A 14,595-nucleotide genomic window follows, 5' to 3' on the forward strand; every position below is an offset into this window, starting at 1 on the left:
TTGCTTGCGCCGGCTTTCAAACGGGTGCAATCAATAAATCAATTAAACCAGGGCCTTGCCATGGCGCACAAAATTCGGGGCAACCACCTCAACAGTAACCAGCTTGCCGCGCATTTCTACTTGGCACTGGCTGCCTATCGCACGCGGTACTCGCGCCAGAGCAATAGAATAGCCCAGGCTAGGGGAAAATGTGCCGCTGGTAATTACGCCTTTTTCGTCGCAGCCATCCAGGGTAATTAGTTGTTCAGCGCGCAGTACACCGCGCTCGCGCAGGACTAACCCCACCAGTTTCTGGCTATCGCCAGCGGCTTTCTGCGCTTCCAGAGCTTGGCGGCCGATGAAGTTGCGGTTTTCTGGCGACCAGGCGATAGTCCAGCCCATGTTGGCGGCAAGAGGTGATACCTGCTCGTCCATTTCGTGACCATAGAGATTCATACCCGCTTCAAGGCGCAGGGTATCGCGTGCACCCAAGCCACAGGGAGCAACATTGGCGTCTGCCAATGCTTGCCAAAAAGCGGGCGCTTCAGCGTTAGGCAACATGATTTCCAAGCCATCTTCACCGGTGTAGCCAGTGCGACCAATAAACCAGCCGCCCGCAGGCAGGCCCTGAAAAACTTTGAGGCTGGCGATAACAGCGGCAAGCTCGGGGCTGACAAGGGAGCTGGCGATACGGATCGCCTCGGGGCCTTGTACTGCAATCATGGCCAGTTCCGGGCGCTCGATGATACTGACGCTGAAGTCAGCGGCTATCTTATTCATCCAGGCCAGATCTTTCTCGCGAGTGCTGCAATTGACAACTACACGATACCAATCTCCCAGGTTGTAAACGATAAGGTCATCAATTACACCGCCTTCAGGGTTGAGCATACCGCTATAGAGTGCCTTGCCCAGTTGCCCGTCGAGTTTGGCCACATCGTTTGCCAGCAGGTATTGCAAATAGGCTTTGGCATCGCTACCGGTGACATCCACTACGGTCATATGTGATACATCAAACATGCCGGCGGACTGGCGCACTTTGTGGTGCTCTTCGATTTGCGAGCCATAGTGCAACGGCATATCCCAGCCGCCAAAGTCCACCAGTTTTCCGCCCATGGCTTGATGGGTGGCATAGAGAGCGGTTTTATTGCCCATGGGATTTACCTGCAAAAAGGAGGGAGGTTACAGAAGGGGCGCCATTCTAGGGCGGTGTGCCTGTACTGTCCAATTACTTGGCGCCGGAGGAACTCTCCCCCGCCGCCGTTAACACTGGTTACTAGCGTCCGTAATAGGCGGTAAAACTGGTTTGTGCGATGCGATTGGCGTTAATCATGTAGCCGATCAGCGCTGCCGTTGCACCTTCAGGAATGTCCAGCTTTTCAGTGCTGAGCGCGTGCAGGGTGAAAATATAACGATGGGGTTTATCGCCAACGGGAGGGCAAGCGCCGCCAAAACCGGTACTGCCAAAGTCAGTGCGCCCTTGGGCGCTACCGGCCGGCAGTTGTTTGCCATCCACAGTGCCCGCGCCGGCAGCAATCTTATTGGCATCGGCTGGAATGTTGTAAACCACCCAATGCCACCAGCCGGAACCTGTAGGAGCGTCAGGATCATAAACCGTCAGGGCGTAGCTTTTGGTGCCTTGTGGCGCATTGCTCCAGGCAAGTTCAGGAGAAATGTTCTTTCCAGTGCAGCCAAAACCATTAAAAACCTGATCCACACTGAGTGTGGCGCCGGGTTTAATGCTTGGGCTGGAGAGCTGGAAATCGCCCGCCAGAACACTGCTGGCGAATAGGCTGGCGGCGAGGCCTATGCTGGTCAATAAACGTGTTTTGATCATGTCTTAATCTCCTGTCAAATGATCATGGTTGATCTGGCGTGTCGGTGCCTGGGCTGCTGGTATCGGCAGAATCAACGCTGCCGGCTGGGGTATTGCTCTCATTTTTTTCGCTACTTTCTTTGCGATCAGCGTCCACTGTGGCTTGAAGCTCATCGATATTGCTCATCAATTCCGCAAGGCTGACATCGCGGCTTATACGCAAAGCTGGCGGGTAGAGTTGACTCAAATACAGTGCATCGCCCAAGTGATTGCTGGCTTGGTATTGTTTGGTCATGGAAATACCCGTGCCCGCCAGTGCCAAGGCCAGCAAGTAGAATTTCAGGCGACCAGGCTTTTTATTACCGGCTGTGCGCAGGTGGAAATAGAGCGCTATGGCGCAGATAAAAATAAGTGGGTGAACGGTGAAATGTGCCAGTACCTCCCAACTGAAGGCGTAGGCGAGCATGCTGCTCAGGTAGTCCCACACTTCCAGGCCGGTCAGGCACAGGCTTACGATAAACAGATGGCGCCCAAAACGCGCATGGCCGCTAAACAGTTTGCTGAAAATTGCCCAAATGCCACTCCAGCCCAAAGCGAAGCCGAATACGCTCACTAACTCCAGCAGATATTTGCCCAAACTGCCTTGGTTCAGGTCGCTCAGCCAGGTGGTAAGCAGCCCGGTTGTGAGCAATAACAGCAGGCCGACGGTGGCTGGTAGCAACCCTTCCCAGCGGTGATTGGTAAAGTCTGTTTGCTCGGCGGCGACTTGATAATCGGGAGTGCGTATACGCAAGCGAGTGTGGCCGAGGCGATAAACAGCATCGCCATCCACCACAAAAAAGCGCTCACGGCTATTGGCGCGGGTGATGCCATTGAAGCTGTCCAGGTCGCTGATAATCAGCTCATCCAACTGGTTCAGTTCAATTTGTGCATGGTGCGCCGCGGTGTGCGGGTCATCCAGAATAATGTCGTTGTCGTAGGCGCGACCAATGCGGATTGGCAATTGGTTGTGCTTGTGGCGATGGAGGACTTCGCCATCGGGAGTCAAGAGCTCAATAAACACCGGGCGGCTCATGGTTGCACCTCCGGGTTGGCTTTATCACTCGTTTCTGTTGCAGTTCCTGCGGCAGTGCGACGGCGATCAATCCCTTGAATAAACTGCTCGATCAGCCGCGTACCGTTGGTGTAAGACACTCCCTGAATATTAATCATGCTTTGCAGGCTCATTTGGCTGTCGTCAGTACTGGCGGTGATCAGCGTGAAATCGTAAAGATCCTTGAACTGGTGGTAAGCCTCAGCACAGACCAGTGCTCGCAGGGAAATGGCATTGAGAGTGACAAAATCTTCAGTACAAGCTGCCGGCGTGATGGTTTCGCTTTTGGCTGTGCTGTACACCTGACCTTCGAACATATTGCTGGTCAGCTGGGCAAACTGAAGGCTATTGAGCTTGCGGTTGCGCGCATACTGGTGGCGCACGGTGACATGGCCGGTTTGCAGTTCACCGGAGACAAAAATCGCAGATTCCATGGAGCAATTGATGCTGGCGACGGTATAGGCTTTTTTGGCTGAGCTATCGGAGTTGCCCCAGCAGCGCACCTGATCTGATTCGCGCACCGGAACCGCATAGGGGCCGAGTTGTTTGATACTGAAAGGCTTATCCAATAGGGTATCCACCATCACTTTTTGATGTTGCAGCAGTTGCTCACCAATGATGGGTTTGAAGTCCCCGGGCGCGGCCATATCGCTACTGACGCTGGCGAGCAGGGTTTGCACATAGCGCGCTGGCACCAAAAAGCTTACCAGCTCGCCATCGCGGCGGTGAGCGACATTCACCCCCGCCACTTGCCCCTCTGCGGTCACGTTAGGCCCGCCGCTCATGCCCGGGTTAACCGGGCCGGTGAACATCAGGTGATCGGAAAAACCGCGTGCACTGATACCGTTATAGGTGCCCTCGGAAATGGTAAAACCCAAATCCAGAGGATTGCCCAGCGAATAAAGCTTCTCGCCCTGACTCAGGGTTTTAAGCGCTGGTTGTTCGGTGCCATCCCGGGTGTGCGGCACCTGGAAAAACCCCGTGCCTTGGCGGGCGATACGCACTACCGCCAAATCATGCAGCACATCCACCGCCAGCAACTCGATGGCGCCACTTTTACCCTGAGTATCCTTGTATTCGCCAAAATAGGTGTCAGGCTCCAGTGCGATTTGTGAGATGACGTGGTAATTGGTCACCACCAGATTGGAGGTGCCAATCAAAAAGCCCGAACCCACAGAGGACTGGCTGTTGCCGTTTTTCAGCAGCACCCGCAGCTGCAATAAATCCTGCTGCGCAGCGGCGTAGAGTTGCTGAGCAGTGGATGAGGGCTGTGTAAGGGCTGTGTTTGGAGCAGCTTCGGCCGGGCCGGGCGTCTTGAGTTGGGCTATTACAGGCGCACTCAGGATACTTGCAACGGAAATAGCGCAGGCCAGCAGGCGGTGCGAAATAGTCATGAAATTCCTTAAATTGTGGATAACCTGAAATCGGAGTAGCTATGGCGCCGGATACTGGCGGCAACTAGATACTAGCGACAATTTATCACCCGGGGTAGGAATAAAACGCCGGATTTACCTTGGCTTTACGTACTCGTTCTGAGCGGGGTTCATTCCGTCCTAAGCTCTATGATGCTGAATTCAGTTCAGTGATCGGGGGTGCGTGCCAATGCCCAGATATCTACCCTTGCGGCACCTGCATTAATCAACAATTCACTCAGGCAGCGCGCCGTGGCAGTAGTGGTCACAACATCATCCACCAGCGCAATATGAGCATTTTGGATCTGCGTGAGGTGTTTGGGGGCGATGCTAAATGCCTGACGCAGGTTGCCCATGCGCTCCTGTCGTCCAAGCCCTTTTTGGGCGTGACCGTGATGACGGCGCTCCAGTGCTTGCACCAGCGGTATATCCAGGCTTTTGGCAAGCGGCCGTGCGAGTAGTTCACTCTGATTGAACCCCCGCTGCCAACGCTTGCGCCAGTGCATGGGGACGGGCACTAACAAGTCAGGCTTGGGCAATGGTTCGCAGTGGCGAATCAACAGCTGCGCCAGCTGCTTACCGCTTGCCAGCTGGCGCCGGTATTTGAACTGATGGATTAAAAAATCCAGTGGATGGCTGTAGCTGTAGGGAATGGCGCACTGGGTAAACCTGGGTGGCATGCGCAGGCAGTGGCCGCACAAGGTGGCATGGGCGCCCAGAGGGAGGCTGCATTGAGCACAGCGCCACGGGTGTAAATCCAGTCGTGGAAGTGATTGCTCACACTCGCTGCAAAGCCTGCAATTACTGGCTTGGCCGCAAAGTAGGCAGGGCTGTGGGAGGAGTTTCCCAAGACTATTCAAGGCCAGATGCCACATACAGACTCCTTATGTTTGTGGAGGCGAGTGGGATATTGTCGGTAGCCCTCCCGGCTTTGTCAAAAACCAGTAGTAAACCAAAATTTTTTTTCAGGTTGACAGCTTTCGCCTCTTCGTTAAGATGCCATCATCTATCTTCTTTTTGTTATGGACATTTTATGAACGCCAGTTTTGCTCCCAGCATTCGCCACGATTGGACTCGCGCTGAAATCCTTGCCCTGTTTGAGCTGCCTTTTAGCGACCTGATGTTTCAGGCGCAAAGTGTGCATCGCGCCTATTTCAACCCGAACGAGGTGCAGGTGAGCACGCTCTGTTCAATCAAAACCGGCGCCTGCCCAGAGGACTGCGCCTACTGCCCGCAATCGGCTCGCTACGACACCGGTCTTGAGCGCGAAAAACTTATGGCCGTAGAAAAAGTGATCGAGGAGGCAAAGGCCGCCAAAGCCTCAGGTGCAACCCGTTTTTGCATGGGCGCGGCCTGGCGCTCACCCAAAAACAAAGACATGCCTTATGTCACTACCATGGTGAAAGGCGTGAAAGAACTGGGGCTGGAAACCTGTATGACCCTCGGCATGCTGGATGAAGCCCAGGCCCAGGAGTTGGCCGATGCCGGTTTGGACTACTACAACCACAATCTGGATACCTCACCGGAATACTACGGCGAAATCATCACCACCCGCACCTATCAAGACCGTCTGGAAACTCTCGCCAATGTGCGTAAAGCCGGCATGAAGGTCTGTTGCGGCGGCATTGTGGGTATGGGTGAGGAAGAAAGTGATCGCGCTGGCCTATTGCAGCAACTGGCAAATATGGCCGATCACCCCGAATCAGTGCCCATTAACATGCTGGTAAAAGTGGGCGGCACACCGCTAGAAAATGAAGCCGATCTCGACCCTTTTGAATTTATTCGCACCATTGCCGTGGCGCGCATTCTGATGCCCAAATCCCATGTGCGTTTGTCCGCCGGCCGCGAGCAAATGAACGAACAGACCCAAGCCATGGCCTTTTTGGCGGGCGCCAATTCGATTTTCTACGGCGAAAAATTGCTGACCACGCCCAACCCTGAAGCTAACAAAGATATGCAACTGTTTAAAAAGCTCGGTATTAAACCCGAGGCCTATGAAGTGCATGAAGATGAAAGCGAACAGGAAGCGGCGATTGTGAACAAGCTGCAGGAAGCCGCACTGGATTCGATGTTCTATAACGCGGCGAAATAATTTCTTTCAATCCTTGATGGATCAATATGGCGGGTTGCTTCGCTAACCCGCCCTACGTGTGCCTCATTCATGTCCTCTCATCTTGATCAAACGCTTGCTCCCCTGCTTGCTGAACGCCGCGCTGCACATTTGTATCGCACCCGCAAAACCCTGCAATCGCCACAGCAACCTGAAGTGATGGTTGATGGCAAAAAATATCTCGCCTTTTGCAGCAACGATTATTTGGGGTTGGCCAATCACCCTGATGTGATTGCGGCACTGCAAACAGCCGCCAGTTACTACGGCGTGGGCAGTGGCGCCTCCCATTTAGTCGCCGGGCATTCCAGTGAACATCACGCGCTGGAAGAAGAATTGGCCGCATTTACCGGGCGCGAGCGAGCGCTGTTATTTTCCACCGGCTACATGGCCAATATGGGCGCCATTACCGCATTGGTGGGGCAGGGTGATGCGATTTTTGAAGACCGATTAAATCACGCCAGTTTGCTCGATGCCGGTTTATTAAGTGGCGCCCGTTTCCAGCGGTTTTTGCACAATGATTTGAGTAATTTGCAAAACCGTTTGGATAAAACCGCAGCCGCACGCAAATTAATTGTGGTGGATGGTGTGTTCAGCATGGATGGCGACACGGCGCCGCTGCCAGAACTCGCCGCCGTTGCGCAAAAAAATGCCGCTTGGTTGATGGTGGATGACGCCCACGGTTTTGGCTGCTTGGGTAAAACCGGTGCTGGCACCTGCGAACATTTTGGGTTAACCCAAAATGAAGTGCCGATTTTAATGGGCACACTGGGCAAAGCCGCTGGCAGTTTTGGTGCATTTATCGCGGGCAGCGAAACGCTGGTGGAAAGTTTAATTCAATTTGCGCGCCCCTATATTTACACCACCGCCATGCCACCTGCGGTTGCAGCAGCAACACGCGCGAGTTTGCGTTTAATTCAAACAGAGCATTGGCGCCGCGAGCAGCTGAATAAATTGATCGCACATTTTCGCGCGGGTGCCCAGGCATTAAATTTACAGCTCATGGAGTCCGCATCACCAATTCAACCCGTTGTGATTGGCGATGAAGCCAGCGCTCTATTGATTTCACAAAAACTCGCCGAACGCGGCATCTTAATTATTGCGATTCGCCCACCTACTGTCGCAGCTGGCAGCTCGCGTTTGCGTATTACCTTTTCGGCGCAACACAGTATCGTGCAGGTGGATCAACTCTTGGCTGCACTCGCCGACATACTGCAGGAAATGCCGCGCGAGGTTGCGCATGATTAATCTGGTGCTGATTCACGGCTGGGGTTGCGATAGCCGCATCTGGCAACCTGTCTTGCCTGCGCTGCAACAAATCGCCAGAGTGCAACTGATCGATTTGCCTGGTTTTGGTCAGACTGAGCTATTGGCAGAGTATTCGCTCGATGCGGTGCTCGATAAAATCGCCGCACAAATGCCCCAAGATGCCGTGGTGATGGGTTGGTCGCTCGGCGGCATGTTGGCGGTGCAGTTAGCCGCGCGTCATCCGCAAAAAATCATCGGGGTTATTTCGCTGGCAGCCAACGCCAAATTTGTGGCTGCGCCGGATTACCCCAGCGCTATGGCGCGCAGTGTCAATCGCCAATTCAATCAGGGTTTTGCGCAGGACGCTCAAGCGACTTTAAAACTATTCACCGGTTTATTGGCGCAGGGCGATGAGCAAGAGCGCAATCTTCTAAAACAATTACGCCGCGTGGAAATAGGTGAACCCAATCAGAATTGGTTAGATGCTTTGGTGTTGCTGGCGCAGCTGGATAACCGCGCTGCCTTTGCCAATCTGACCCAGCCCGGTTTGCATTTGTTCGCCGAAAAAGATGCGCTGGTGCCTGTTGCTGCCGCTGCTGCCTTGCGCGAATTAAATCGGCAGCAACAGATTCAGGTGCTGGAAAATACCGCCCATGCGTTGCATTGGAGCAAACCGCAAGCAGTGATTGAGGTGGTGAAATATTTTTTACTCAGTCTCGCATCATCACAGCAATCGTCACAGCTATCGCCACAGTTATCGCCAAAGCAACCGCCCCTGCTGGATAAAAAGAAAATCGCCCAGTCCTTCGGTCGCGCTGCCGCAACTTACGATTCGGTGGCGCAATTGCAGCGCGATGTAGGTACGGCACTCTTGCAATACCTACCCGATGAATTGCCGGCAAATGCGCGCGTGTTGGATTTAGGCTGCGGCACCGGTTTTTTTACCGCGCAGCTTCGCCGTAAATATCCCGCTGCACAAATGATGGGTGTGGATATAGCCCAGGGCATGTTGCAATTTGCGCGCACCACACACGCCGGCGAAATTTATTGGCTCGGTGGCGATGCAGAAAACCTGCCGCTTGCCGACCAAAGTGTCGATGTGATTTTTTCCAGCTTGGCCATTCAGTGGTGCAGCAATCTGCCGCAATTGATGGCGGAATTACAGCGGGTGCTAAAGCCTGAAGGAAAATTATTAATCGCCACCCTCGGCCCATCCACCTTGTATGAATTAAAAGCAGCTTGGCAGCAGGTGGATGGTTATGTGCACGTCAACCGTTTTGCACCGCCTACAGAAATTACCGCCGCGCTGGCGCAGAGTGGTTTGCAGCTGGTGCAGCTAAACCAACATGAATTGACCTTGTATTTTGCGCGGGTAAATGATTTAACGCGCGAATTAAAAGCGCTAGGCGCACACAATATCAACAGCGGCAAACCGGAAGGTTTAACCAGTCGCGCACGCCTCGCCGCGTTTAAACAGGCTTACGAAATGTTTCGCACTGTGCGGGGTTTGCCCGCCAGTTACGATGTTATTTATTTAACCGCGACTAAAGTGGATGCAGAAAAACATCATGGCTAAAAAAGCATTTTTTATCACCGGTACAGATACCAATGTTGGCAAAACATTAATCGCATCGGGGCTGCTGGTGGCGGCAAATAATATGGGTTTGTCGACGGCGGGGTTAAAGCCTGTGGCAGCAGGCTGCGAAAAAACTGACGCGGGGTTGCGCAATAGCGATGCGCTGTTATTGCAATCGGTCATCACCGAGCCTATGGCCTATGAGCAAATTAATCCCATCGCGCTGGAGGCCGCCATAGCCCCGCATATCGCCGCGCAACAGGAAAAACGTGTGCTCTCGGCGGATCGTCTTGCCGGGTTTTGTCGCGGCAGTTTGAATCAGGCCAATGTCACGCTCATCGAGGGCGCCGGTGGTTGGCGCGTGCCCTTAAACCCCAGCGAAACCCTAGCGGATCTTGCGCGCATTTTGCGCTTGCCGGTTATTTTGGTGGTGGGGATGCGTTTGGGTTGTATCAATCATGCACTGCTCACGGTTGAGGCGATTCGCAACGATGGTTTAACCCTTGCTGGTTGGGTTGCTAATTGCGTGGATGCAGACATGCCTGCGTTGCAGGAAAATATTCAAAGCCTCGCGGCGCGCATTCCTGCACCCTGTTTAGGTGTGGTGCCCTGGCTGGAGCCGGCTGAGCCGAATGTGGTGTCGGTTGCGCTTAATCAAGCCGCTATCGCCCAGTTGTTTACTGGCGCTTAATCGTCAGTGAGAGTATTCGTGATGAATGTTATCGGGCGCTTATTGGTTTTGCTCTTAGCAAGCGGGTTGGCCGCTTGCACTAGTCTGCCCGACAAAAACAACATCCCCGTCACTGAGGTTGAGCATACTTTCTATTTTATCTACCGCGAGTGGCACACCAGTTTGATGCTGGATGCCACAACCGTCGCGCGTTACAGCCGTCACATGCAAGCCGAAGCTGCGGGGCGACAGTTTGTGCGCATCGGCTGGGGTGACGGCGATTACTTCACCGGTAGGAGTAAGTCCGTCGGCACAGCGGCCAAGGCGCTGGTCGCCTCGCGCTATTCAGCGCTGCAGCTGCTCAGTTACAACAGCTCTCCGTTTGCGCAAATTCCTGCAGATACTTATGTGCCCATCGCAATCAGTGATGAGGCAATGCGCAAGCTGATTCGCTATCTGGACGATTCGTTTGCCCTGGATACACACGGCCAGCTAATCCCTTTGCCCGCCTACCTTGAAGGAACCGGGCATTTCTATAAGTCCCGCCACGATTATGGCCTGTTCGCCAACTGCAACACCTGGAGCGGCCGCGCTCTGCAAGCTGCCGGCTTGCCGGTGCGCAGCGCCTTCAAGCTGACTGCTCAAAGTGTGTTTGAGCAGGCGCAGCAAATCTCTGTGCATCAGCAAGCTATTGGTTTGATTGGAAAAGATTCACTACCCCGGCCGGAATAATTACTGGTTATATCGCTTCGCTTTTTACAGCTAACTCATCTTAAAAACAAAGTATGAAAGCGGCAATTCTGGCTGTTTTTTGTGCGTCCATGGCGTAGACTTGTCATTAATAGTGGGCGAGTTGTGAGTAAGGCTTGCCGGTCATCCATAATTCTCTGAGGGTAAGCGGATGGACGTAGGTTCAGTTGTCAACCAAGGCCTGATTGGTATGCAGAAAAGTCAGGCATCTATGTTGCAGTCGGCGCAGCAAGTGGCGCAGATGGGTACCACCCAGCGCAGCGATGCCGCTGCTCAGTCCGGACAATCGCAAGATCTGGCCTCAGCCATGGTCAATATGAAGGTGCAGGCTCAGGTATTCGATAGCTCTGCCAAAGTGGTCAAAACGGCGGATGAAACTATAGGCACTTTATTGGACGTCAGGGCTTGAGCTGACTTGCGTGAAATATCGAGGAGATCCAAGTGATCAGTAGTATTCCTTCTAACTATGCCAACACCATTGCGCCCTTTGCGCCAGTGGGGCGCGCACCTGTTAGCCAGGAAAGTGAAGATCTTAAATCCTCCAGTTTTCGCCCAGCGGAACAACTGGCTGAAGCGGGGCGCGCCCTGAATCGCCGCTTTCCCGATGAGCGCCCCAACGATGATGTGGAGCGCGATCGTCTTGAGCGTGGCGCGCGTGAGCAGATCCAGGCCTTGGCAGCACGCGACCGCGAAGTGCGTGCGCACGAGCAAGCCCATGCTGCTGTTGCGGGCCAGCATGCACGCGGCACCAGCTACACCTATCAGCGCGGCCCCGACGGTGTGAGTTATGCGATTGGTGGTGAGGTGCAAATCGACACCAGCCCTATTCCCGGTGACCCTGAGGCTACTCTGCGTAAAGCCCAGCAGTTGCGTCGCGCCGCCAACGCACCGGCTGAGCCTTCCTCTCAAGACGCTCGCGTAGCGGCGCAAGCGGCGCAAATGGAGCAGCAAGCCAGAATCGAATTGCGCGAGCAGCAGGCAATTGAAGCGCAGGAGCGCACTGCGGCAGCGGCGCCGGCTGGCGAAACCTCATCAGCATCAAATGAGCCTAATAGTGAGTTTGATGCCGATGCTCGTCGCGAAGCTGCTGCTCAGGAGGCCGAAGAGAAAAAAGCGCGCCTGGCCGAAGAGGAGCAGCGTTTGCAAGAGGATCAACAGCGTTTTGAGGCTGAGCAGCGTCAGTTGGATCAACGTCAGGCGCGCGCGGAGCTGTTTAATGAGTTCGCCAAGCGCAATATTGATATTAACCGCCGCCTGCTGGAGATAGGGGTATTTGATTCCAGCCCTAGCCTAGGGGGCTTGTTGAATCAGCGGGTTTAGGCTGGGTTATTGCCATCTTTTGATCATCTTGCTCAATAAACCAGCCAGCCCAGGAAATGTCGCTTTTTATTTGTTTTTTTTCCTTGACCGATGCAGGTCGCGTCCCTATAATTCGCGGCCTCACTTGAGCAGTTAGCAAATGTGAGTTTCAGTCGCGGGGTGGAGCAGCTTGGTAGCTCGTCGGGCTCATAACCCGAAGGTCGTTGGTTCAAATCCAGCCCCCGCAACCAAAATTCTTTGCTTCTTGTTTGTTTTAAAGCAAGAAACAGGTTGAGATAGGGTGTCCCGTTTCTCGCCAATAACAAGAAGTATTGAATTTGCCTTGTTGAAAGGCAGATTCAAGTCGAGAAGCCCCTTTATGGGGCTTTTTTGTATTTGTCGTTTTTATGTTTTCGGTTTGATTCTCGCAGAATCAAACCCCGCACACTGGCCTGTGCGGTAAGTGAAGTTATCGTTTGAATGGGCCTTGAGCCCATTTTTGTTTTCTGGGTTGTTGGTTTTTGCAGCCTGATTTATTGCGGATTTAAGCATGGCATCCAAGCAAGAATTGTTAGAGCAGTTAATTGTTCCCGTCACTACCGCCTTGGGTTGTGAACTCTGGGGGTTGGAGTATTTAACCCAAGGGCGCTACACCACTGTGCGTATTTTTATCGACGGCCCTAATGGTGTGTCGTTGGAAGATTGTGAGCGTGTCAGTCGCCAAATCAGCAGTGTGTTTGATGTAGAAGATCCTATCGATGGTGAGTACACCCTTGAAGTGTCTTCACCCGGGATGGATCGCCCACTTTATAAAGAAGCGCAGTATTTGCGTTATGTGGGTGAAACTATCAGTGTGCGTCTGCGTATTGCGCGCGAAGGGCGCCGCCGTTTTAAGGGCGTTATTAGCAAAGTAGAAAACGGTGATGTGTTTTTGCTGGTTGATAATAACGAGGTGCAATTGCCCATCGATACGATTGATAAGGCAAATGTTGAGCCCCGCTATGACGAGGTTATGCGCCAACATAATTTGCTCGACGATAAAGAGTAATTGTCATAAAACGCTGCAAGAATTCTTTTGCAGCTTAATCAGATGGAAAACGTCATTTACTGGTGAGTGTGTGCATCTCACTGGCTTGAGGAGTTAACAGAGGCAAACCAATGAACAAAGAAATTTTGCTGGTCGCTGATGCGGTATCAAATGAAAAAGGCGTCGATAAGGAATTAATTTTCCAAGCGATTGAGACTGCACTTGCTACGGCAACCAAGAAGCGCTTTGAAGAAGATTCCTCTATCGAGGTTGTTATTAATCGCGCGAATGGCGATTACGAGACTTATCGCATTTGGGAAGTGGTTGCCGATGACGCCATGGCTGAGTTAGGCACGCAGTTATATCTGGATGAAGCGCGCGATAAAGATGCGAGCTTGAAAGTAGGCGATATTTTTCGCGAAAAAATTGAAAACGCTGAATTTGGCCGTATCGCGGCACAAACGGCAAAACAGGTCATAGTGCAAAAAGTTCGCGAAGCCGAACGCGCGCAAATGGTTGACGAATATCGTGACCGTATGGGTGAGTTGATCAGCGGTACCGTGAAAAAAGTAACACGCGATAGCATTATTGTTGACTTGGGCAATAACGCCGAAGGTATTTTGCCGCGCGATCAATTGATTGGCCGCGAAATTTTCCGTATGGGCGATCGCATCCGCGCGCTGTTATTAGAAGTGCGCACCGAAGCGCGCGGCCCACAACTTTTACTGAGCCGTTCCAACCCGCAAATGTTGGTTGAACTGTTCAAAATTGAAGTGCCGGAAATTGCTGAAGAAGTGATTGAAATTAAAGGCGCGGCACGCGATCCGGGTTTGCGTGCAAAAATCGCTGTGAAAACCAACGATGGCCGCATTGATCCTGTAGGTGCTTGTGTTGGTATGCGCGGTTCGCGCGTGCAAGCCGTATCCAATGAGTTGGGCGGCGAGCGTGTTGATATTGTGCTGTGGGACGATAACCCGGCGCAGTTTGTTATTAATGCCATGTCACCCGCGGAAATCGAGTCCATCGTAGTAGATGAGGATGCAGGTTCCATGGACCTGGCGGTTAACGAAGATAATTTGGCCATGGCGATTGGGCGTGGCGGTCAAAACGTGCGTCTTGCCTGCGAATTGACTGGCTGGAACATTAACGTCATGAGCGTTGCCGAATGGCAATCCAAGCAGGAAGCTGAATCCGGTAGTTACATCAGCATGTTCATGAATGCGCTGGATGTCGATGAGGATATCGCTGGTGTGTTAGTTGAAGAGGGCTTCACCACTTTGGAAGAGGTGGCCTATGTTCCTCTGGAAGAAATGCTCGCCATCGACGGTTTTGATGAAACTATTGCGGAAGAGTTGCGCGCACGTGCCAAAGATGCACTGCTGACTCAGGCGCTGGCATCGGAAGAGCGCCTGGAAGGTGTTGCTCCCGCTGAAGACTTGTTGAATATGGAAGGTATGGATAATTCGCTGGCTGCCGAATTGGCGCGCCGCGGTATTGTGACTATGGAAGATCTGGCTGAGCAATCGATTGATGAATTAGTAGATATTGAAGGTGTTGATGCGACTCGTGCCGCCGCACTGATTATGAAAGCGCGCGAGCCCTGGTTTGCCTAAGTGTGAGC

At 53.0% G+C, this 14,595-nt stretch carries 14 protein-coding genes and 1 tRNA gene; 10 read left to right on the forward strand and 5 right to left on the reverse strand.

Translation table 11 applies throughout. The features are described from left to right. Positions 1 to 42: 42 nt before the first annotated feature. The 5 genes from gcvT to ACFODX_RS09820 form a co-directional block, all read right to left on the reverse strand. Positions 43 to 1,131, reverse strand: a complete 1,089-nt coding sequence (gene gcvT, locus ACFODX_RS09800; RefSeq protein ID WP_378118560.1) for a glycine cleavage system aminomethyltransferase GcvT — start codon at positions 1,129 to 1,131, stop codon at positions 43 to 45. 121 nt (positions 1,132 to 1,252) lie between these two features. Further along, positions 1,253 to 1,813, reverse strand: a complete 561-nt coding sequence (locus tag ACFODX_RS09805; RefSeq protein WP_378118561.1) for a YbhB/YbcL family Raf kinase inhibitor-like protein — start codon at positions 1,811 to 1,813, stop codon at positions 1,253 to 1,255. Between the two features lie 22 nt (positions 1,814 to 1,835). Continuing rightward, positions 1,836 to 2,867 (reverse strand): FHA domain-containing protein, encoded by a 1,032-nt coding sequence (locus ACFODX_RS09810; RefSeq protein WP_324258635.1) that lies wholly within the window; start codon positions 2,865 to 2,867, stop codon positions 1,836 to 1,838. Further along, positions 2,864 to 4,279 carry a S1 family peptidase gene (locus ACFODX_RS09815; protein ID WP_378118563.1) on the reverse strand — a complete coding sequence of 472 codons (1,416 nt, stop codon included), beginning with the start codon at positions 4,277 to 4,279 and terminating at the stop codon, positions 2,864 to 2,866. Before ACFODX_RS09815 ends, ACFODX_RS09810 begins: the two co-directional genes overlap by 4 nt. A gap of 185 nt (positions 4,280 to 4,464) precedes the next feature. Beyond that, entirely contained in the window at positions 4,465 to 4,977 is a 513-nt protein-coding gene (locus ACFODX_RS09820) for a ComF family protein (RefSeq protein WP_378118565.1), read from the reverse strand. Between the two features lie 353 nt (positions 4,978 to 5,330). On the opposite strand from ACFODX_RS09820, the gene bioB reads away from it, so the two are divergent. The 10 genes from bioB (at position 5,331) to nusA (ending at position 14,587) form a co-directional block, all read left to right on the forward strand. Further along, the gene (gene bioB / locus ACFODX_RS09825; protein ID WP_378118567.1) at positions 5,331 to 6,389 is read left to right on the forward strand and encodes a biotin synthase BioB; all 1,059 of its coding nucleotides are present in this window, start codon (positions 5,331 to 5,333) and stop codon (positions 6,387 to 6,389) included. A 69-nt stretch (positions 6,390 to 6,458) separates the two neighbouring features. Continuing rightward, the gene (bioF, locus tag ACFODX_RS09830; RefSeq protein ID WP_378118569.1) at positions 6,459 to 7,652 is read left to right on the forward strand and encodes an 8-amino-7-oxononanoate synthase; all 1,194 of its coding nucleotides are present in this window, start codon (positions 6,459 to 6,461) and stop codon (positions 7,650 to 7,652) included. Next, a complete protein-coding gene (bioC, locus tag ACFODX_RS09835) occupies positions 7,645 to 9,228 on the forward strand; it encodes a malonyl-ACP O-methyltransferase BioC (RefSeq protein WP_378118571.1) in 1,584 nt (527 codons plus the stop codon). Before bioF ends, bioC begins: the two co-directional genes overlap by 8 nt. Further along, positions 9,221 to 9,919 carry a dethiobiotin synthase gene (gene bioD, locus ACFODX_RS09840; RefSeq protein WP_378118573.1) on the forward strand — a complete coding sequence of 233 codons (699 nt, stop codon included), beginning with the start codon at positions 9,221 to 9,223 and terminating at the stop codon, positions 9,917 to 9,919. The genes bioC and bioD overlap by 8 nt, the downstream gene beginning before the upstream one ends. A gap of 21 nt (positions 9,920 to 9,940) precedes the next feature. Further along, complete coding sequence (locus ACFODX_RS09845) at positions 9,941 to 10,630, forward strand: DUF2459 domain-containing protein (protein ID WP_378120082.1); 690 nt, start codon at positions 9,941 to 9,943, stop codon at positions 10,628 to 10,630. Between the two features lie 169 nt (positions 10,631 to 10,799). Further along, entirely contained in the window at positions 10,800 to 11,057 is a 258-nt protein-coding gene (locus ACFODX_RS09850; protein WP_378118575.1) for a flagellar basal body rod C-terminal domain-containing protein, read from the forward strand. A 32-nt stretch (positions 11,058 to 11,089) separates the two neighbouring features. Further along, positions 11,090 to 11,968: a putative metalloprotease CJM1_0395 family protein gene (locus tag ACFODX_RS09855; RefSeq protein WP_378118577.1), complete on the forward strand. Its 879-nt coding sequence runs from the start codon at positions 11,090 to 11,092 to the stop codon at positions 11,966 to 11,968. 153 nt (positions 11,969 to 12,121) lie between these two features. Continuing rightward, positions 12,122 to 12,198: transfer RNA gene (locus tag ACFODX_RS09860), tRNA-Met, on the forward strand. Between the two features lie 299 nt (positions 12,199 to 12,497). Continuing rightward, positions 12,498 to 12,995, forward strand: coding sequence for a ribosome maturation factor RimP (gene rimP / locus ACFODX_RS09865; protein ID WP_378118579.1), 498 nt, complete (start codon positions 12,498 to 12,500; stop codon positions 12,993 to 12,995). Between the two features lie 110 nt (positions 12,996 to 13,105). After that, positions 13,106 to 14,587 (forward strand): transcription termination factor NusA, encoded by a 1,482-nt coding sequence (gene nusA / locus ACFODX_RS09870; RefSeq protein ID WP_378118581.1) that lies wholly within the window; start codon positions 13,106 to 13,108, stop codon positions 14,585 to 14,587. Positions 14,588 to 14,595 lie beyond the last annotated feature (8 nt).

The sequence above is a fragment of the Cellvibrio fontiphilus genome, from assembly GCF_042646205.1.
GTDB lineage: Bacteria > Pseudomonadota > Gammaproteobacteria > Pseudomonadales > Cellvibrionaceae > Cellvibrio > Cellvibrio fontiphilus_A.

Coding starts and splice junctions, on each gene's coding strand:
- bioB (WP_378118567.1), top strand. CDS start 5,331: ATGAACGCCAGTTTTGCTCCCAGCATTCGCCACGATTGGACTCGCGCT.
- ACFODX_RS09845 (WP_378120082.1), top strand. CDS start 9,941: ATGAATGTTATCGGGCGCTTATTGGTTTTGCTCTTAGCAAGCGGGTTG.
- rimP (WP_378118579.1), top strand. CDS start 12,498: ATGGCATCCAAGCAAGAATTGTTAGAGCAGTTAATTGTTCCCGTCACT.
- ACFODX_RS09810 (WP_324258635.1), bottom strand. CDS start 2,867: ATGAGCCGCCCGGTGTTTATTGAGCTCTTGACTCCCGATGGCGAAGTC.
- nusA (WP_378118581.1), top strand. CDS start 13,106: ATGAACAAAGAAATTTTGCTGGTCGCTGATGCGGTATCAAATGAAAAA.
- gcvT (WP_378118560.1), bottom strand. CDS start 1,131: ATGGGCAATAAAACCGCTCTCTATGCCACCCATCAAGCCATGGGCGGA.
- bioF (WP_378118569.1), top strand. CDS start 6,459: ATGTCCTCTCATCTTGATCAAACGCTTGCTCCCCTGCTTGCTGAACGC.
- ACFODX_RS09820 (WP_378118565.1), bottom strand. CDS start 4,977: ATGCCACCCAGGTTTACCCAGTGCGCCATTCCCTACAGCTACAGCCAT.
- ACFODX_RS09850 (WP_378118575.1), top strand. CDS start 10,800: ATGGACGTAGGTTCAGTTGTCAACCAAGGCCTGATTGGTATGCAGAAA.
- ACFODX_RS09805 (WP_378118561.1), bottom strand. CDS start 1,813: ATGATCAAAACACGTTTATTGACCAGCATAGGCCTCGCCGCCAGCCTA.
- bioD (WP_378118573.1), top strand. CDS start 9,221: ATGGCTAAAAAAGCATTTTTTATCACCGGTACAGATACCAATGTTGGC.
- ACFODX_RS09815 (WP_378118563.1), bottom strand. CDS start 4,279: ATGACTATTTCGCACCGCCTGCTGGCCTGCGCTATTTCCGTTGCAAGT.
- bioC (WP_378118571.1), top strand. CDS start 7,645: ATGATTAATCTGGTGCTGATTCACGGCTGGGGTTGCGATAGCCGCATC.